This window comes from Aeromonas tecta, assembly GCF_000820185.1.
Classification (GTDB): Bacteria; Pseudomonadota; Gammaproteobacteria; order Enterobacterales; family Aeromonadaceae; genus Aeromonas; species Aeromonas tecta.
The window spans coordinates 70503-89538 of the sequence record NZ_CDCA01000039.1; the positions used below are offsets into that span (position 1 = coordinate 70503).

Annotated in this window: 16 protein-coding genes; 11 read left to right on the forward strand and 5 right to left on the reverse strand. The window is 61.1% G+C overall.

Translation table 11 applies throughout. From position 1 onward, the window contains the following. The first annotated feature begins 6 nt into the window (after window positions 1–6). The 3 genes from BN1137_RS18585 to brnQ all read left to right on the forward strand — a co-directional run bounded on the left by BN1137_RS18585 (window position 7) and on the right by brnQ (window position 3863). Window positions 7–480 (forward strand): NanQ anomerase/TabA/YiaL family protein, encoded by a 474-nt coding sequence (locus BN1137_RS18585; protein ID WP_157433837.1) that lies wholly within the window; start codon window positions 7–9, stop codon window positions 478–480. Between the two features lie 62 nt (window positions 481–542). Continuing rightward, window positions 543–1538: a 2-keto-3-deoxygluconate transporter gene (gene kdgT, locus BN1137_RS18590; RefSeq protein ID WP_050720020.1), complete on the forward strand. Its 996-nt coding sequence runs from the start codon at window positions 543–545 to the stop codon at window positions 1536–1538. 1005 nt (window positions 1539–2543) lie between these two features. Next, the gene (gene brnQ, locus BN1137_RS18595) at window positions 2544–3863 is read left to right on the forward strand and encodes a branched-chain amino acid transport system II carrier protein (RefSeq protein ID WP_050720021.1); all 1320 of its coding nucleotides are present in this window, start codon (window positions 2544–2546) and stop codon (window positions 3861–3863) included. A gap of 341 nt (window positions 3864–4204) precedes the next feature. On the opposite strand, the gene BN1137_RS18600 is transcribed toward brnQ, so the two are convergent. Beyond that, window positions 4205–5083 (reverse strand): LysR family transcriptional regulator, encoded by an 879-nt coding sequence (locus BN1137_RS18600; RefSeq protein ID WP_232306967.1) that lies wholly within the window; start codon window positions 5081–5083, stop codon window positions 4205–4207. 120 nt (window positions 5084–5203) lie between these two features. Here BN1137_RS18600 and BN1137_RS18605 point away from each other — a divergent pair, with 120 nt between their 5' ends. The 3 genes from BN1137_RS18605 to BN1137_RS18615 are packed head-to-tail and all read left to right on the forward strand — an operon-like array spanning window position 5204 to window position 8003. Beyond that, window positions 5204–6355: a methionine aminotransferase gene (locus BN1137_RS18605; RefSeq protein ID WP_050720023.1), complete on the forward strand. Its 1152-nt coding sequence runs from the start codon at window positions 5204–5206 to the stop codon at window positions 6353–6355. 8 nt (window positions 6356–6363) lie between these two features. Next, window positions 6364–7179, forward strand: coding sequence for a carbon-nitrogen hydrolase family protein (locus BN1137_RS18610; protein ID WP_050720024.1), 816 nt, complete (start codon window positions 6364–6366; stop codon window positions 7177–7179). 53 nt (window positions 7180–7232) lie between these two features. Then, window positions 7233–8003: an ABC transporter substrate-binding protein gene (locus tag BN1137_RS18615; RefSeq protein WP_050720025.1), complete on the forward strand. Its 771-nt coding sequence runs from the start codon at window positions 7233–7235 to the stop codon at window positions 8001–8003. Window positions 8004–8150: 147 nt separating this feature from the next. Here the strand turns inward: BN1137_RS18615 and BN1137_RS18620 are convergent, their stop codons facing one another. The 3 genes from BN1137_RS18620 to BN1137_RS18630 all read right to left on the reverse strand — a co-directional run bounded on the left by BN1137_RS18620 (window position 8151) and on the right by BN1137_RS18630 (window position 12215). Then, window positions 8151–8852 carry an AcvB/VirJ family lysyl-phosphatidylglycerol hydrolase gene (locus BN1137_RS18620; RefSeq protein ID WP_050720026.1) on the reverse strand — a complete coding sequence of 234 codons (702 nt, stop codon included), beginning with the start codon at window positions 8850–8852 and terminating at the stop codon, window positions 8151–8153. A 9-nt stretch (window positions 8853–8861) separates the two neighbouring features. Next, window positions 8862–11417 (reverse strand): bifunctional lysylphosphatidylglycerol flippase/synthetase MprF, encoded by a 2556-nt coding sequence (mprF, locus tag BN1137_RS18625; RefSeq protein WP_050720027.1) that lies wholly within the window; start codon window positions 11415–11417, stop codon window positions 8862–8864. Between the two features lie 564 nt (window positions 11418–11981). Beyond that, window positions 11982–12215 (reverse strand): hypothetical protein, encoded by a 234-nt coding sequence (locus tag BN1137_RS18630; protein WP_050720028.1) that lies wholly within the window; start codon window positions 12213–12215, stop codon window positions 11982–11984. Window positions 12216–12635: 420 nt separating this feature from the next. Here BN1137_RS18630 and sbcB point away from each other — a divergent pair, with 420 nt between their 5' ends. Together sbcB and BN1137_RS18640 are read left to right on the forward strand one after the other, a co-directional pair. Further along, on the forward strand, window positions 12636–14063 hold the full coding sequence (gene sbcB, locus BN1137_RS18635) for an exodeoxyribonuclease I (RefSeq protein ID WP_050720029.1): 1428 nt from the start codon (window positions 12636–12638) through the stop codon (window positions 14061–14063). A gap of 143 nt (window positions 14064–14206) precedes the next feature. Further along, window positions 14207–14713, forward strand: coding sequence for a hypothetical protein (locus BN1137_RS18640; RefSeq protein WP_050720030.1), 507 nt, complete (start codon window positions 14207–14209; stop codon window positions 14711–14713). 70 nt (window positions 14714–14783) lie between these two features. On the opposite strand, the gene BN1137_RS18645 is transcribed toward BN1137_RS18640, so the two are convergent. Then, window positions 14784–16499, reverse strand: coding sequence for a glycoside hydrolase family 36 protein (locus BN1137_RS18645; protein ID WP_050720031.1), 1716 nt, complete (start codon window positions 16497–16499; stop codon window positions 14784–14786). A gap of 153 nt (window positions 16500–16652) precedes the next feature. Here BN1137_RS18645 and BN1137_RS18650 point away from each other — a divergent pair, with 153 nt between their 5' ends. From BN1137_RS18650 to cdd, 3 genes are all read left to right on the forward strand, one after another. Further along, window positions 16653–17012, forward strand: coding sequence for a CidA/LrgA family protein (locus BN1137_RS18650; protein ID WP_050720120.1), 360 nt, complete (start codon window positions 16653–16655; stop codon window positions 17010–17012). Further along, on the forward strand, window positions 17009–17695 hold the full coding sequence (locus tag BN1137_RS18655) for an LrgB family protein (protein ID WP_050720032.1): 687 nt from the start codon (window positions 17009–17011) through the stop codon (window positions 17693–17695). The genes BN1137_RS18650 and BN1137_RS18655 overlap by 4 nt, the downstream gene beginning before the upstream one ends. A gap of 391 nt (window positions 17696–18086) precedes the next feature. Then, window positions 18087–18968 (forward strand): cytidine deaminase, encoded by an 882-nt coding sequence (gene cdd, locus BN1137_RS18660; protein ID WP_050720033.1) that lies wholly within the window; start codon window positions 18087–18089, stop codon window positions 18966–18968. Window positions 18969–19036: the final 68 nt, after the last annotated feature.

Below are 19036 nucleotides of genomic sequence, written 5' to 3' on the forward strand. Positions count from 1 at the left end.
CCGCGGATGATCATCGGTAATTTGCAACGGCTCGATATGGCCATGTTGCCAGCCCCCCTCTTGCAGCTCTTGAGCCGTGAGGAATGTTCTCATCAAAACCTGCTTAATAAGGAAGATGGTAAATATGACATTATCGACAATGCCGTTTTCTATCTTATATCCAGCCCGGTCACGGCAGATGAAAGCAATATAAAAAGCGAATTCCATGAGCAATACCTAGACATTCAGATATTGCTCACCGGTCAGGAAATTATCGCCACCAGCGCCACTATTTCCTCCCCCCATGGCTATCAGCAGAGCAAACCCGATCTGATATTCGTCGAGAATGACGAGATAACCACCAGGGTCATGCTTGAAGCCGGTGACTTTGCCATTTTCTATCCCGGCGAAGTGCATCGTCCGACCTGCCAGATTGATGCCCCAGACAGAATTAAAAAAGCCGTGTTCAAGATCAGAAAAACCTGGTTAGCCAGCCACTGATCTGCAAACACCATCGATAACCAAAATTTTAATTACTCTGTTTTATAACAAATGAGGTTGGTATGAAAATCAAGCAGACGTTGGACAAGATCCCCGGTGGGATCATGCTGATTCCGTTGTTGCTGGGCGCCACGCTCAATACATTCGCTCCTGGCACCGCCGAATATTATGGCGGCTTCACCAAGGGGATCATCACAGGCACGGTGCCCATTCTCGCCGTCTGGTTCTTCTGTATCGGCGTCTCCATCAACCTGCGCGCCACCGGGACCGTACTGCGTAAATCCGGCGTACTGGTGATCACCAAGATTGCCATCGCCTGGCTGGTGGCCATACTGGCGTCTCAACTCATCCCCGAGCATGGCATCGAGGCGGGTCTGCTGGCCGGTCTCTCTACCCTGGCGCTCGTCTCCGCCATGGACATGACCAACGGCGGCCTCTATGCCAGCCTGATGAACCAGTACGGCACCAAGGAAGAGTCCGGCGCCTTCGTCCTCATGTCCGTTGAATCCGGCCCGCTGATGACCATGGTCATCCTGGGTGCTACTGGACTGGCCTCCTTCCAGGGCCACCACTTTGTCGGCGCCATCCTGCCCTTCCTCATCGGCTTTGCCCTGGGCAACCTGGACCCGGATCTGAAGGAGTTCTTCAGCAAGGCCACCGGCACCCTGATCCCCTTCTTTGGCTTTGCGCTGGGTAACACCATCAACTTCTCGGTCATCATCGACACCGGTCTGCTCGGCATCCTGCTCGGCCTGGCGGTCATCATCGTCACCGGTATCCCGCTGATCCTCGCCGACAAGTGGCTGGCAGGCGGTAACGGTACCGCCGGGGTCGCCGCCTCCTCCACCGCCGGCGCCGCGGTTGCCAACCCGATGATCATCGCCCAGATGAACCCGGCGTTTGAATCCGTCGCTCAATCCGCCACCGCGCTGGTCGCCACCTGCGTGATAGTGACCGCCATTCTGGTGCCTATTCTCACCGCCATTTACAGCAAGAAATTTTCGGTGAAACAGGATATCAGGGGGGACGCTGCCCCCGCCAAAGTGCGCAGTGCGTAATATAACCACGGGATGGAGATAGATATCATCCCCACATCTAACAGCCCCAGGAATATGATATGTCTGGGGCTTATTATTTATTTCCAATGAATGAAAAGAAACTTAACACCTAAAGGCCAGCAAGATTGATATGACTTTATATAAGGTCAGCGATCTACTATCTTACCTGTCACCCACTTCCTCTTTAAATTCTCCACTTCTTTATCATTCCAGCGTTGAGCATGTATGTAATGCAGATAATCGAATTCGTTCTCGACAACATCGGTTACCCGCCATCAATAAAAGGCATACTAGAAATAGTTTGCTTTCTCCTATACCCAGGATCCGATTTTATATTGCGCTGCCACTCACTCGGAACGGCACAATTAACTTTCTAGTAATAAAACGCGAACGCATACATATCAATAGAACCTCCCATTGCTATTTCCTATTTCGATATGGCTCTGGTTGCCACAGAAGCATGACACTGAGCCAACGGCAAACAGGAATATCGCTCAGCCAGCGACCTGACCCGCCATTACCGTCCAGCAGCCAAGGCCAGATCCGATGTTTTGCCGACGTGGATCGCTAGCCGCATAGGGTGAGTCGCCCCAGGGGCCAGTTGGTGAGATGCAACACCAGGCACCAAAACCAGGCACACAGGGAGCCACTACCCCTGCTTTCTTGATTCAGACGATAATCCCGTGTGACAGGGCCAGGGCAGCGGGATCGGGAGCCGAGACGACCCAGAGGAGGCCTGCTCGCGATAGACTATAAAATTGCCATCACATGAAAAACCAGCATCATTATCTTTGTTTAATTTATTACCCAGTGAAATATGTTTGATTGCCTTATGTCACTTGCCTTGCCACGCGATAATCGATTTACTTTCCCTCCGCCGCCACGGCGAGCGATATAACACCAATAAATATTTTATCCTGATTTGTCGGGATGATTGTACCGTGGATGTACATTGAAATAGTTCTTTTGACCGTATCAGCACTTTCAGACAGGTAGTTCACACCAATGAAACAACAATTAGCACCCAAAGATATCGTTGCTTTGGGTTTTATGACTTTTGCGCTCTTTGTCGGTGCAGGCAACATCATTTTCCCCCCCATGGTCGGCTTGCAGGCCGGTGAGCAAGTCTGGACCGCCGCGCTTGGCTTCTTGCTGACAGCGGTCGGGCTGCCCGTCTTGACCGTGATCGCGTTGGCGCGGGTCGGCGGCGGCATCGATGCCCTCAGCCTGCCCATCGGCAAACGAGCCGGTGTGCTGCTGGCCACCGTCTGCTACCTGGCCGTCGGCCCGCTGTTTGCCACGCCGCGTACCGCCACCGTCTCCTATGAAGTGGGGCTTGCTCCCTTCTTTGGCAGCGATGCGACCCCGCTACTCATCTACAGCGTGGTCTACTTCTCCCTGGTGATCGGCATCTCCCTCTACCCGGGACGGCTGCTCGACACGGTCGGCCATGTGCTGGCGCCGATGAAGATCCTGGCGTTGTCGGTGCTCGGCCTCGCCGCCCTGCTCTGGCCGGCGGGCGGCGCCATCCCCGCCACCGAGGCCTATCAGCAGCTCCCCTTCTCCAACGGTTTCGTCAACGGCTACCTGACCATGGATACCCTGGGGGCCATGGTGTTTGGCATCGTCATCGTCAACGCGGCCCGCTCCAGAGGAGTCGACAGCCCCAAATTGCTGACCCGCTACACCATCTTGGCCGGCCTCATCGCCGGCGTGGGCCTGACTTTGGTGTATCTGGGCCTGTTCAAGCTTGGCGCCAGCAGTGGCGAGCTGGTGCCCAATGCCCAGAATGGGGCCGAGATCCTGCACGCCTATGTGCAGCACACCTTCGGGGGCATGGGCAGCGCCTTCCTGGCCCTGCTTATCTTCATTGCCTGCATGGTCACCGCCGTTGGCTTGACCTGCGCCTGCGCGGAGTTTTTCTCCCGTCACCTGCCGTTCTCCTATCGCACCCTGGTGTTTGTGCTGGGGGGCTTCTCCACCCTGGTCTCCAACCTGGGGCTGAGCCACCTGATCCAGCTCTCCATCCCGGTGCTGACGGCCATCTACCCTCCCTGCATCGTGCTGGTGCTGCTGAGTTTCACCCTGCGCTGGTGGAACAATGCTTCCCGCGTCGTGATCCCGACCATGCTGATCAGCCTGCTGTTTGGGGTGATCGATGGCATCAAGGGTTCGGCACTGGTCGGCATGCTGCCCGAGTGGAGTCTGCATCTGCCGCTGGCAGAGCAGGGCCTCGCCTGGCTGCTGCCCTCGCTGCTGGGGCTGATGTTGGCCGCCATCTATGATCGACTGCTCGGCCGTGAGTCTGTGACCGTCTACCAGTAAGACTACAGATTGCAAAACGGGGGAGCAGGCAGCTCCCCCGTTTTCATTTTCCCTAGCCATTCGGCCACTGAGTGCCCACTCCCCATCTCGCTTCCTGCACCATAAAGTAGCGACACGTCCGATAGCCCCTCCAGCTCTCTTATTTACTCTCCGCAGAAAATTCGCTTTACCATTTTTCCTTGTCCAGAAGATGACCCCATCAGGACTTGGTAAGAGACTGCGCCTCAGCAATATCCGCAGAGGATAAAGAGGCATAGTCCGCACACTAGCAATAAGGTATGTCAGCGCACCTTGGTGCCAGATGCCCCCTCGCAGAGGAGAGGCAAAGGCAGAGGAAAGAACTAGCAGGCAGGTGACTGGCTGCCCAGCAGCCAGTGATAGACCTGGGCCACGCCGGGGCGCTGGCTGTCGGGCCGGGCGAGCAAGGCATACTCGTGATCCGTGCTGAGCACCGGAGCAAAGGGCGCCACCAGCAAGCCGTTCTCCAGCTCCTCAGCCACTATGGTCGGATCGCCAAGAGAGAGACCGAAGCCCTGCAGGGCCGCGTTCATCGCCAAGTCCAGGGTATCGAACAGCTGACCGCCCTGAGGCTGCCAGGGAGTATCGAGGAAGGCGCCAAACCAGTTGCGCCAATCCCGTCGATCCGCGCTGGCATGGAGCAGGGGCAGCTCCTCGAGGGAGCGCTCGAACAAGCGATGTTTGGCCGCGAAGGCGGGGGCACAGATGGGGGTCAAGCGCTCGCGAAACAACGGTCGACTGCCCGGGTATCTAGCCTGAGTGGCTTGATAGACGATGGCCAGATCGAACGACTCGCGGGAAAAATCGATGCCGTGACTGTGACTACCGCGCACCTCGACCGCCTCCCCATCGAACGCTTGCAGCCGCCGCAGCAGCCAGCGGCTGGCGCAGGAGGGTACCTTGATACTGATGGCCTGCTCATGGGGCAAGGCTTGCAGGGCGCTCACCCCCTCCCCCATGCGCGCCAGCCCCTCCCCGATAAAGGGCAGCAAGCGCTCGGCGGCCGGGGTCAGGCTCAGGCAACGGGTGCCGCGCACGAACAACAGATGGCCGAGCCGCTCCTCCAGCTGGGCTATCTGCTTGCTCACCGCCCCCTGGCTCACGCACAGCTCGTCCGCCGCCAGGGTGAAACTCAGATGGCGGGCGGCGCACTCGAATACCTGTAAGCCATACAGGGGCAAGTGGCTACGGGGCGGACTCATCAGCATGCAAACCTCAACGCTTGAGAAAAACTCATGCATAACATGCCGAATAATCCGTTGTTCGGCAAGCATCCGTGAGGCTAAAAAGGGACATCTTCCACACACATCGGTGATGGCCTCATGTCCTCCCCCCGCATTGTCAGCAAACTGCCCCAGGTGGGCACCACCATCTTCAGCGTCATCGGGGATCTGGCCGCCCGTCACCCCAGCATCAACCTCTCCCAGGGGGCGCCGAGCTTCCCTTGCGACCCTGATCTCATCCGGGTCACCCATGAGGCCATGCTGGCCGGGGAGAACCAGTACGCCCCCATGACCGGGCTGCCCGAGCTGCGCGAGCAGCTGGCGACCAAGATAGCCACCAGCTATGGCCACCACTATGATGCCGGCGAGGAGATCACCATCACCGCCAGCGCCAGCGAGGCCCTGTTCTGCGCCATCACGGCCCTGGTCCATCCCGGCGACGAGGTGATCATGTTCGAGCCGGCGTTCGACAGCTACCGCCCCATGATCCAGCTGCAGGGGGCCACTCCCGTGGTGATCGCCCTCAAGGCGCCGAGCTTTGCCATTCCCTGGGACGAGGTCGCCGCCCGCATCACCCCCCGCACCCGCATGATAGTGCTCAACACCCCCCACAATCCGACCGGCACCGTCTGGCAGGCGGGGGATCAGGAGCGCCTGGCCCGTCTGGTGCGCGGCACCGACATCGTCATCCTCTCGGACGAGGTGTACGAGCATGTGGTGTTCGACGGCGCCCTGCACCAGAGCGTCATCCGCTATCCGGAGCTGGTGGAGCGCTCCGTCGCCGTCTTCTCCTTCGGCAAGACCTTCCATGTCACCGGCTGGCGGGTGGGTTACTGCGTCGCTCCCCGCCCCCTGATGGAGGAGATCCGCAAGGTTCACCAGTTCGCCATGTTCGCCGCCGATACCCCCATGCAGTACGGTTTCGCCCATCTGTTGCAGCAACCGGCCCACTATCAGGAGCTGGCAGCCTTCTATCAGCACAAGCGGGATCTGCTGGTCTCAGCCCTGGCCGATTCACGCTTTACGCTTCTGCCCTCGGCAGGTAGCTTCTTCATGCTGGCCAGCTACGAGCGGATAAGCGATGAATCTGACAGCCTGTTCGTGCAGCGGCTCATTCGTGACCACGGGGTCGCCACCATTCCCGTTTCCGCCTTCTACCACGACGGCACGGATCAGCGGGTCATCCGTCTATCCTTCTCCAAGGACGACGACACCCTGCTGGCGGGCGCCGAGCGCCTGTGCGGCGTCTAGGAGGCAACATGGATTCAATACGCGTTGCCGTGTTGCAGATGGTGTCGGGGGATGATCTTGCCCACAACCTGGCGCAGGCCGAGTCACTGCTGCGCCAGGCCGCGGCCGAGGGGGCCGAGTTTGCCCAGTTGCCCGAGTATTTCTATCTGATGCCGGTCGATGAGCGGGCACGGGTCGCCCTGGCCGCATCGGTGGACGATCACCCCCTGCTGGCATGGGCGCAAGGCTTGGCGCAGGAACTCGGACTCTGGATCCTGGCCGGCACCCTGCCACTGGCAAGCGATGAGCCCGGCAAGATGCACAACAGCTGCCTGCTCATCGACCCGCAAGGGAGGCTCGCCAGTCGCTATGACAAGTTGCATTTGTTCGGCTTTTGCACCGACAGCGAGCAATATGACGAGGCCGCCACCATGAGCCCAGGCCAGCAGGTGGTGAGCCACGCCCTACCCTGGGGTCTGCTGCGTTTGGGTATCTGTTACGACCTGCGCTTCCCCGAGCTGTTTCGACTCGGCCCTGCCCCCGATTTCATCGCCCTGCCCGCCGCCTTCACCCATACCACGGGCCTGGCCCATTGGGAGTTGCTGCTGCGGGCCAGGGCGGTTGAGAATCTGGCATTCGTGCTGGCCTCGGCCCAGGGGGGGCATCATCCGGGCGGGCGCCGCACCTTCGGCCACAGCATGATCATCGATCCCTGGGGCCGGGTGCTAGCCCGGGTGGAAGAGGGTCAGGGCATGGCCATCGCCACCCTGGATCTGGTGGCCCAGCGCCGGGTGCGCGACCAGCTGCCGGCCCTCAGCCATCGCAAGATACCCGTCGGCCCGTGAGGCCGGCACAACTCACGACTATCGGCATGACGCCACAACTCAAGGGACTGACCATGAAACTCAACACAGCAATGATGCTGGTGGCCCTGGCCACCGCCGGCCAGGCGGCTGCCAAACCCCTGGTGATCGCCACCGATGCCACCTATCCCCCCTTCGAGATGGTCGACAGCAGCGGCAAGCTCGGCGGCTTCGAAGTCGAGCTGGCCTACGCCCTGTGCGCGGCCATGAAGACCGAATGCGAGGTGATCAACCAGCCCTGGGATGCGCTGCTGCCGGGCCTGCAGGTGCGCAAGTATGACGCCATCATGTCCTCCATGAACATCACCGACGAGCGGCGCCAGAAGGTGGACTTCAGCCAGGTCTATTACATGATGCAAAACCGCTTCGTGGGTCGCAGCGACAAGGCCGCCACCTTCGCCGACGACCAGGCGTACTTCAAGGGCAAGGTGATAGCCGTGCAGGAGGGGACGCCCCAGGACAACTTCATCACCGCCCGTTACGGGGACGTGGCCAGCATCAAGCGTTACGTCAACGCCCAGTCCCCCATGCTGGATCTACAATCCGGCCGTGCCGATTACACCTTCGGCAACATGGTGCAGCTGAAAGTCGGCTTCCTCGACAAGGAGATGGGCAAGCAGTTCGCCTTCGTCGGTCCCCAGTTCAACGGCACCCAGGACAAGACGCTGGGAGAAGGGGTCGCGGTGGCGCTGCGCAAGAATGACGCCAAGCTCAAGGGTCAGTTTGATGCCGCCATCGATACCGTCAAGGCCGATGGCACCTTCGACCAGCTGCTCAAGAAATACCAGCTCGAAGACCTGCTCTAAGACTGGGTGAATGAGCACGTATAAAAAAGAGGGAGGCCGGATGCCTCCCTCTTTTTCCTCTTCATCGGTGCGAGCTCATCATCGCGAGTGGAGATAGCGCGCCTGGCCACTCAGCTCCAGCCCCTCCAGCAACATCAACGATGGCTCTTAGCCCGCGTCCAGAGAAAGATGGGCGGCGATGCGTTGGTACAAGACCCCATAGTCATCATCAAAATGGTGAGAGCCCGGCAGGGTCAACGTCGTGACGTTTGATTGTTTGAGCAGAGGGCAGAGCCGCACCGGTGAGTCGTCGTCGGCCCCCTGTACGCAAAGCAGCGGCAGGGTCTTGATGGCCTTGACCTCGGGCAGGGTGGGATAGTTACCGGCCTTGTTGTGCACCACCATGTCGCTGACGTGGATCTCGAAATCCGACGCGGTCGAGGGGGAGAGCATCACGGCCCCCACCAGGCTGTTGCGATAGGCGTCCGGCAGGCGATTGATGACGAAAGGCACAATCTCGGCGCCGAACGAGAAACCCACCAGCAGCCAGCGCTGGCGCCCCCAGCGCGCCTGGTAATCCGCGAGGATCCGCACCAGATCGGCAGTCGCTTGCTCCGGGGTCTTCTTCTTCCAGTAGTAGGTCAGCGAGCTCCAGCCCACCACCGGCATGCCGTGGCGCTGCAACTCGGCGCTAAGCCCCTTGTCGAGCGCAGCCCAGCCGCCATCGCCACTCAAAAACACCACCATGGGGGCAGACGAGGCTTGCGCCACCGGCAGCTCCACCAGCCCCAGATCCGTTTTCACCGTAGCGGATGCGGGGGCGGCGAACAGCGGAAACGCAAGACATACCAACAACAGCAAGGCTCTCATGGCCAACTCCTATTTCTTCATCAGCCCGAACGGGCCACGGCTTATCAGGGAGATCAGATGGGTCAGGGTTCTGGGCAGCACCAACCGGCTGGTACAGAGCAGATAACGGGGCTCCCAGCGGGGGGAGAACTTCTCCTTGTAGCGCCGCAATCCCTGGAAGTTGTAGAAACGGCTGCCCCGGGTGAACAGGGTATTGCCAAGCCGCGCCCAGTAACCGCTCAAGGGGTGATCGTTGAAGCCCGACATGGGCGCCATGCCGAGATTGAAGCTGGCATAGCCCTCGGCCTTGCCCCACAGCAGCAGCTCGACGAACAGGAAGTCCATGATGGGCGCCGCCCCCGTGTCCATGCTGTAGCGCATCAGATCGATGGAGAGGCTCTCCTTGTTGTCGCTGACCCAGAGGTTGGCAAAGCCCACCACGTTACCGCCATGCCACACCAGAGCCGCCGGGCTGAGGCTGAGGTAATCTGGCTCGAAACTGCCCACCGAGAAGCCTTTCTCCTTGCCCTGTTTGCTCTGCAACCAGGTGTCGGAGATGGCCTTCAGACTGGGCAACAAGGCGGGAACCTTGTCCGCTGCCACCACCTCGAAGATGAGCCCTTCCCGCTTGCCCTTGGCATGGCTCTGGCGCAGGTTGCGCAGTCGACTGCCGGCGAGATCGAACGCCTGTAGATCGACGATGGCCTCCTCGCCGAGCTTGAACGGAATGAGGCCCAGATCCAGATAGAGCGGTAGATAACGGGCCGACACCTGATAGAACACCGGATTGACGTCTTGCTCATCGCACAGTTCGCGGAACTGCCACAGCAGTTCCTCCACCAGCGAGGCGTGGCCGATGGGATCCCCCATCACTATCCAGCAGTTTCCCTCGACCCCGTACATCAGGAAAGCCTCACCACCGGAGTGGAACAGCAAGGATTTATCGGCGAGCTGGGCCAGATAACCGTGGCCGCCCCCCTCACGAAGCACCAACGCCTGCGCCCTGGCCAGCTCCTCCTTGCTCGGCTTGTTGCCGGCAGCTCGCAAGGGAGCCAGCAACTGCGCCACCCCGACCACCGCCAGCACGGCAACCACGCTGCCCATGGCGCGCAAACCACGAGATGCGGCCCCAGGACCATGGGCCGAGACATTGAGCCAGAGTGTGTGTTCGTACTCCACATGGCGATAGGAGAACAGCAGTAACCACAGGGCGCCCAGCAGCACGGCGCCCACCGACATCAGCCAGGCCGGTGTGAACTGGGCATGCAGCAGGGATCCCTTGCGATAAAACAGTGAGCGACAGGGGGTGATGACGAGCAGGAAGAGCCCGAGCAACAGGGCCGACTCCCAGTCAAATCCCTTGAACAGCGAGAAGATCATGCCGAGCGCCAGCAGCCACTGGGTGGTCCGAAAGGCGGCATCTTGGCGCCGATAGAGGCTATGGGCCAGCAGGATCAGCAGCGCCCCGCTGACGCTGCCGAGCACATGAGACAACTCAAGCAGGTGCAGCGGCAGCACCTGCAGGAAGGTTTCAATGCGCTCGCGCATGGTCGGGATCATGCCGGAGCAGAGCAGCAGAGTACCGGCCGCGAAGGTGCCCAGGCTAATGAGGGCAGGCAAAAATTCACGCATGGCGGTCATGATGACCTGCAGCCGGGACCAGCGGGCCCGCTGCTGCAAGGCCTCCTGGCTCGCAAACAGCAGCAGGGCGCAGAGGAAGGGCAGCACGTAATAGGCGCAGCGGTAAATCAGCAAGGACGCCAGCAGCTTGTCCACCGGCAGATACTGGGCAAGCAGCAGGCTCATGCTCGCCTCGAATACCCCTATCCCGCCAGGCACATGGGCCAAGACCCCGAGAAAGCTGGAGAGTACGAAGGCGCTGAGCAGCACCGGATAGGAGACAGTGTCGGCCGGCAGCAGCACATAGAGCACGGCGGCGGCGGCCATCCAGTCGAGCAGCGCGATCAGCAGTTGCAGCAGCCGGGTCTTGAAGGTGGGCAGGATCACTTCATGACCACGCCAGGAGAGCGCCGGCTTGGGCCACAGCAGATACCCCAGCACGGCCAGCAGCGCCGCGCCACCAGCCAGCTGCAACACCCAGCCGCTCCACGCAGGCCAGCCTGGCAGCAAGGTGGCGCCCTGCCCCAGTAGCAAGGCGCCGCCCCCCCAGGCCAGCAGGCCGAGGAAGAAGGTGATGGAGCAAAACAAGATGACGCGGGCCACCTCCCCCGTACTGAGCCCGAGTGAGGAGTAGATCCGGTAGCGCACCGAGGAGCCGGTCAGCAGCGCAAACCCCAGGGTATTGGAGAAGGTGTAGGCGATGAAGGAGGTCATCCCGACCTGTTGCCAGGGCAGCCGCTTGCCGAGCGTGCGCACCGCCAGCATGTCATAGCAGCAGAGGCAGCCGTAGCTGAGCAGGGTCAGCAACAGCGCGCCCCCCAGCTGCGGCAAGGGCTGGGACCAGATGGCCAGGCGGATGTCGTGCCAGTGCCAGAGGTGGGTCAAACGATACAACACGGTCAATGCCGCCCCCAGCAGCAGCAAGCTGCACAGAGGGCCTAGCCAGATCAACAGCTGACGCCGCATTCGATATTCCTGTCGTGAGTGGAAATAACGGAAACACCCCATTGAGACTACTGGCAAGTCCGTCATGGGGGAAGATATACAATCCAAATGAGAACACGCTTTAATTCGGGTCAGCCTCTCCCCAGCCATTTCGTGACTGGGGAGCCGCCTCAGCCCCCGAGGTGGCGCCAGCCGGCCTCTGGTGTACCACCAAGCACCTCATTACCACCATGATTCATCTGTAACTTTATGTACGACTCTCACGGCGCGAGCAGAAGCAGATTGCCACCGGCCAGGATCCAGGCTGATGTGGCGCCACATAGTCGATTGAACAATGCACGCTCAGGGTTGAATCATGCGCGCTCATATGACGGTGGGCTGGGCGCGGATGCCTCGTTGAGGACAAGAAATCAACGCCGTACAGGCCGGTAGCTGCTGAGCACAAAAGCCGATATGCGCGCGGCGAATGGCCACCGTTGCTGAAACAGCTGCTCTGTAGAGGTAGAGACCTTTTTGCGCTTCACCGAACACAGAAAGGGGCCCTTATTGGAACCCCTTGTTGGCAGGGAGCCTTGGCCTTGATGATTAGGCCTTGGGCGCCTCTTTCATCACGGGTTTGGCCGCGGCCTCGGTGTGATGATGTTTTTTATGGGCCTTCTTCACACTGCTCGTTGAGGCCGCCGGAGCTGCCTTGGCAGCATGAGGCGCGGGAGCTGCCTTGGTGACGGCTGGCGTCGTGACATCGGTGTTGGCGGCCATGGTAAAACCGGAGGTCAGGGCGAAGACGGCGGCCAGGCCCAGGGGGATCAGCTTTTTCATGTTCAGGTACCTCGTTCGGGTGTGTGAGATGGAGCGCTTCTCCATGACATCAGCCTATGACGGTTCCAGACAGACTTCCGTGAGTGACTGGTGACGGTTTGTAACCGGATGTACTGCGCAGGTTTGCCTTTCCCCACCAGCCCATCCCGTCCATCTCAGGCCCATTCCCATCGGTGGCTTCGCTCTGACCCGCAGATGGTTTACCATTGGCGCCTCTTCGCCAGATGAGGGCGCGTGCCATCACTGGACATCATATTTTGTACCCGGCCACCCGCTGGTTTTTGTACCAAATCGGTGCGCGAGGGGCCGAGAGTGGCCCATGCATCCGCCGTATAACGAACAACATCCGCGCTGCAACCCCCTGTGAGTTGCTCTAAATAGACTATTATTTCAATTGCATAGACGATCACAGACCGATAAATGAGCACACAAAAAAACAGCAGTCCGCAGCCCACATTTTACTTTCACGACTACGAGACCTTCGGCATCAGCCCGGCGCGGGACAGACCGGCGCAGTTCGCCGGCATTCGCACCGACGCGGATTTCAACGTCATCGGCGAGCCGCTGGTTATCTACTGCAAGCCGCCGGCGGATTATCTGCCCGAGCCCGAGGCCTGCCTCATCACCGGCATCACGCCGCAAAAAGCGATGAAAGACGGGCTGTGCGAGGCCGATTTTATTCGCCAGATCCACGAGCAGTTTGCAACGCCGAATACTTGCGTGCTGGGCTATAACAGCATTCGCTTCGATGACGAAGTGACCCGCTACACCCTCTATCGCAACTTCTATGACCCCTACGCTTACGCCTGGCAAAACGGCAACTCCCGCTGGGACATCCTCGACATGCTGCGGGCCTGCTATGCCCTGCGCCCGGAGGGGATCACCTGGGCCTTCGATGAAGAGGGCAAGCCGAGCTTTAGACTCGAAAAATTGACGGTGGCCAACGGCGTCGCCCACGCCAATGCCCACGATGCCCTCTCGGATGTGCTAGCCACCATTGAACTGACCAAGCTGGTCAAGCAAGCCCAGCCCAAGCTGTTTGACTACCTGTTTGCCCTGCGCAACAAGAACAAGGTCAAGGCGTTGATCGATGTAGTGACCATGAAGCCGCTGGTGCATGTCTCCGGCATGTTCTCCCCCTGGCAGGGCTGCGTCAGTTGGGTATCACCGCTGGCCTGGCACCCCACTAACCAGAACGCGGTGATCATGGTGGATCTCACCCGGGATCCGACCCCGCTGATTGAGCTCTCCAGCGACGAGATCCGCGAGCGGCTCTACACCAAAAAGGATGAGCTGGGGGACTTGGCAGGCATTCCGGTGAAACTGGTGCACATCAACAAGTGCCCGGTGCTGGCCCCCGCCGCCACCCTGACGGCGGAGCGTGCGGACGAGCTCGGCGTCGACCGGGAGCAGTGCCGCAAGAGCCTGGATCTGCTGCGGGCCCATCCCGAGGTGCGGGAGAAGCTGGTCGAGGTGTTCAATCAGGAGTTTGCCGGCAACAACGATGGCGACCCCGATACCCAGCTCTACGCCGGCTTCTTCGGCCAGGGTGACAAGGCGGCTATGGAGTTGATCCGCGCCACCCCGGCCGAGCTGCTGGGGGAGCGGGAATTTGCCTTCAGCGATCCGCGCCTGCCCCAGATGCTGTTTCGTTACCGCGCCCGCAACTGGCCGCATACCCTGAGCGAGGCGGAGCAGAAACGCTGGCGCCTGCACTGCAGCGACTACTTCAGCAGCCGTCTGCCGGACTACGCGCCGCGCCTCGAGGCACTGGCGGAGCAGAATCAGGGGAACGAACGGAACTTTGCCATCCTCAAGAGCCTCTATCACTACCTCGAAGATCTCTGAGATGTGAGCGATTTCACAGTTAAATGTCGGTAAGCTTCTGTTGCCCAAGACATAATGGGATGGGAGCCAAGACTCCTGATAGTTTGGTTATTTATATGGCAGGCATGGATGCCTGTGTTCCACCCTTGGGGGCCACTGATTTGATGCGTTTAGGATTCTCTGCTGTCGCGCTCGTCGCCTGCGCCTTGCTTCCCGCCAGCGCCATGGCCGGGGTGCGTTTCGAGGTGCCGGACTATCTGCTGCGCCTGCCGGAGCAGACCTATCAGCTGATAGAGAGCAACTTCAGCACGCTCTACAAGCAGACCGACTTCACTCCCCAGATCACCAACAGCTACTTCAACCACTCCGATCTCTACCGCTTCGCCGGGATCCCGCTCGCGATCACCCCGCAGAACGGCTTCCAGTTGGAAGTATTCGGTCAGCTCTACAACAAGTCGTCCCAGATCTATGCCCAGATGAGCGAGGATCTCTCCCTCTATCGCACCCTGCGGGCCGACATGATGGGCGATCAGAGTGATGAGATCGCCATCGGCATGGGACTGGGTATTCCCCTGAGCGCCAGCCTGACCGTCAAGGCGCTGCTGTCCAGCAACGAGATCCCGGGTTATGGCTCGTCGAACTATGCCGTCGGGGTGGAGTGGCACTTCTAGGGCGACTGAGGTTCTCAATATTCACTAAAAAAGGCTCCCGTGGGAGCCTTTGTATCTACCTAAGCTGCCTTTAACGGTACACCAGCACCCTGCCTTGCCCCACTTGCAGCGAAATATGCTGCCCCAGCGGGCGCTCGTCCCAGAAGTCCAGGGCCCCTGCCGGCACCTCGACCTCCCTCTCACCATCATCCCAGTTGAACAGGCAGAGCAGCTCGCCGCCATCGGGTAGTGTCACCCGGCCACGGCTGAAACTCATGTCATCGAAGCGGGCCGCTGGGGTACGTGCCTCGCACAGGGCCAGCAACTTACGCAGTTGCCCCGCCTGAACCTCATCCAGATCTCGCAACCTGTCCCCCGCCAGCACCATGCCGCCGCTCGCCACCAGGGCGGCGAGGTGGAACTGGTAGTCCGCCTCGCTGGCCTGCTGGCTCGGCAAGTCACGCAGACAGACGCAGTCCGGATCCAGCGCCCACAGCCGATCGCTTTGCCAGGCGCGGCAGAAGGCTTCCCGCGCAATCTGGCGAAAACGCGGGCCATGGCGCTCCACGTCGTCACTCACCCGCATGCCGTGCACCAGGCCAAGGCTCGGCCAAATGGGGGCGTTGCAGCCGAGCAGGAAGGCGCCTTCCCCGGCCCCGCGCAGCACCGCCGCCATGCCGCGGCGATAGGCCTCGACTCTGGTCGCGGAAGGGTCGTGGAACTGGCCGCCGTGGATGGCACCCCAGAAGTTCGCATCCAGCTTGAAGTAGTGAATGCCCCACTGCTGGCGCAGGGTGCGAAACACCCGCTCGAGGTGAGCCTGCACCTCGGGGTGGGTGCCATCCAGCACATACCAGGGGGTGCAGCGCCAGCCGCCATAGGTGACCCGCTCGGAGGGCAGCGGCAGGCCGTCATCCCCCTTCACGAACCAGTCGGGATGATCCTGAAACACCTGGGAGCCCGGCTCTGCGATAAAGGGGGCGACCCAGAGCGCCGGCTCGCAGCCCGCGGCGTGGATCTCGCGGGCGAGCGCCGCCACGCCCTGCTCGAATTTGGCAGATGGGGTGAGCCAGTCCCCCATCTTCGCCTGATAGCCGTCGTCGATCTGCACGTAGCGCAGGGCCGGGAAGCGTTCGGCCCGCACCGCCAGGTTCTCGCGAATGTCCGCCGCGCTCACCTCCGCATAGTAGTGATACCAGGAGCACCAGCCACTGGGGCGGGTCGACACGCTGTCGACCAAGCTGCCGTGCTCGGCCTCGATATGGGTCGCAAGCGCGGCCAGCAGGGCCTCCCTGTCCGGCCCCTCCAGGCAGAGCAGGGCTTCACTCTGCCAATGCTGACCCGGGGCCAGGGTTCGTCCCTCGCCGTTCATCAGGATCTGCAAACGGCCGCTAGGGTAGAGCCGGAACTCGCCGCCAAAGCGCTGGCAGCTGGCAAACGCCAGCAACAGCCAGCCTGCGGCCTGCTCTACCAGCAGCAAGTTGTGAACCGTGTGATAACCCTGATCCGCCGTGATGCGATAGGCGCTTGAATCCGGGCTGCGCCCGACTGGCTGCGGGGCCTGCCAGCTGCCCATGGTCTGGGCCAGCATCTGGAACCCTTCCCCGTAGATGGCCGCCGCGGGGTCGATACCGAGCTCACCATCAAACAGCAGCCAGTCATGCACCGCCTGGGGCGCGGCGCCGGTGTTGTCGAGCCGCACCCGACACAGGGGACCATCCCAAGCGGGGGTTTGCAGCAGCCAGGAATTGGGGGCGGGATCGGCGGGCAGTTGGCGCAGCCGGGACAAGATCGAGGGGGTCGACATGGGATCTCCTTCTTATGAATGGGAACGATATTTCTGATGGATGGAAACGACGCTGGCGCCATTGTATCCCCTATGGGTCAGTTGACCCTGTCCTGCGCCCCCTGCGTTCTGCTAAACTGCGACCTCGCTCACAGTTGCCAAGATGAGGCCCCAGTGCTGTTTCAACGCGCCTTGCGCTACCTTCGTGATTTCATGGTCATCATCGCCTGCCTGCTGGCAGGCAAAGCCCTGGCAGCCCTGCTGCCCTTCGCCTTCCCCGGCAGCATCATCGGCATGTTGCTGCTGTTCGTGCTGCTCTCGATGCAACTCGTCAAACTGCACTGGGTCGAGCAAGGCGCCGGTCTGCTGCTGCGCCACATGGGGGTGCTATTCGTGCCGGTGGCAGTCGGGCTGGTGGCCTGGCTCGAGCCGCTGCGCCAATCCTTCGGCCTCATTCTGCTGTGCGTGGTGCTTGGCATCGTGCTGATCCTCGCCACCGTCGGCCACCTCTATCAGAGGATGAACAAACAATGATGTTCTGGTTTGCTATACCCCTGACCCTGGCGCTCTATTTCGCTACCCGAGCCCTCTATCGCCGCCTGCCCTGGCCCATCATCAACCCGGTGCTGATCCCGACCTCTGTCATCATCGCCATCCTGCTCGTCTTCAATCTGCCGCTGGATCAGTACCAGCACGGCAGCTTCCCCATCACCGCCTTGCTCGAACCCGCGGTGGTGGCGCTGGCACTGCCGCTCTATCAGCAGGCGCGCCAGATCCAGGCCAAGCTCAAGCCCATCCTGCTCTGCACCCTGGCCTCCGTGCTGATCTCGGTCTGCACCACCTTGATCATCGGCCATGCCATGGGAGCGGATCCGGCGCTCCTGGCATCGCTCGCCACCAAGTCCATCACCACCCCGCTCGCCATGAGCGTCAGCCAGTCGCTTGGCGGCATTCCCGCCATCGCCGCCGCCGTGGTGGTGGTGGTCGGGATCATAGGCGCGCTCATCGGCTACCCCCTGCTCAAGTTGATGCGGGTCACCGATCCCGAGGCCCAGGGGCTCGCCATGGGGGCCTGCGCCCACGCCATCGGCACTGCCACCTCCGCCGAGAAGGGGATCACCCAGGGCGCCTTCTCGTCGCTCGCCATGGTGGTGTGCGGGGTGCTGACCGCCGCCGTCGCCCCCCTGCTGTTTGCCATTTATCACTGGCTCAGCTGAGCAGCCAATCCGGACGTCGCAAGAGGGGCGGCGCAGGGCATTCTCACTCGCTCTGCAGCAGCCGCCCATCACTCCCCCGCAGCGGTTTGCACGCGATCACAAGTTGTCGGATGCCAAGGCAAACATGCCGCCGCCCCAGTGGCGGCCTGTTTTTGCCGCGCGTTGCCCATGCGCCGCCTCAATGCGCAGTGCCACGGATTAACCCATTCTCAACCGAGCCTAGCGGCCCGCGCCATCTGCGAGCTGGCGCACAGATTGCACATAAATTGCGAAAGACAAAAGTTTCCTTTAACATCCCCTGCCCTTTGCCCACCAAGGCGTGAGCGCGCTCACACAATTCACCGCGCTTGCTCCCTACAATGGCCCCCCAATTGGCCTTTGAGGACACAGTATGCATCCCCGTTTTGCCAAGCCATTCGAAACCCTGTCCGCCCCGCTGCAGGCGGCGCTGCTGCCCATGCTGGGAGACGATTTCCAAGCCCGTTTCAGCCCGGAGCAAGTCGTCACCCTGAAAGCCGCCACCGGTCTTGAGGATCGCGCCCTGCGTCTGGCCCTGCTGCCGCTGGCCGCCGCCTGCTCGGTCGCCCCCATCTCCAAGTTCTTCGTCGGCGCCATCGCCTGCGGCCTGAGCGGCACCTGGTATTTTGGTGCCAACATGGAGTTCACCGGTCAGGGACTGTTCCACTCGGTGCATGCCGAGCAATCCGCCATCTCCAACGCCTGGCTGGGTGGCGAGACCGGGATCAGTGAAATCACCGTCAACTACACCCCTTGCGGCCACTGCCGTCAGTTCATGAACGAGCTGAGCACCGCCAAGACGCTGAAAGTCTCGCTGCCCGATGACTTGAGCGAGCTGCAATCTTTCCTACCCCACTCCTTTGGCCCGGCCGATCTGGACATCACCGATGCCCTGATGAGCCCCCAGGCTCACGACGAACTGGTGCTTGAGAGTGACGATCCCCTGTGGCAGGCCGCGCTGGCCGCCGCCCGTCAGAGCTACGCCCCCTACAGCCAGGGCTATGCCGCAGTGGCGCTGCAGTTCGAGGATGGTCGCATCTTCTGTGGCCGCTACGCCGAGAACGCCGCCTTCAACCCCAGCCTGCCGCCGATGCAGATGGCCTGCGCCCATGCGGTGCTCAACGGCGAAGAGCTCAGCTCGGTGCGCCGCGCCGTGTTGTTGGAAAACAAGGCCGGCCAGATCAGCCAACGGGATGCGGCTCAGTCCACCCTCAAGGCGCTGGGACGGGTCGAGCTGGAGTACAGGGCCGTCTAAATCGGTTCGTTGACAGCAAAAAGGGAGCCAGTGGCTCCCTTTTTTCATTTGTTTTCTAAATAGTGCGA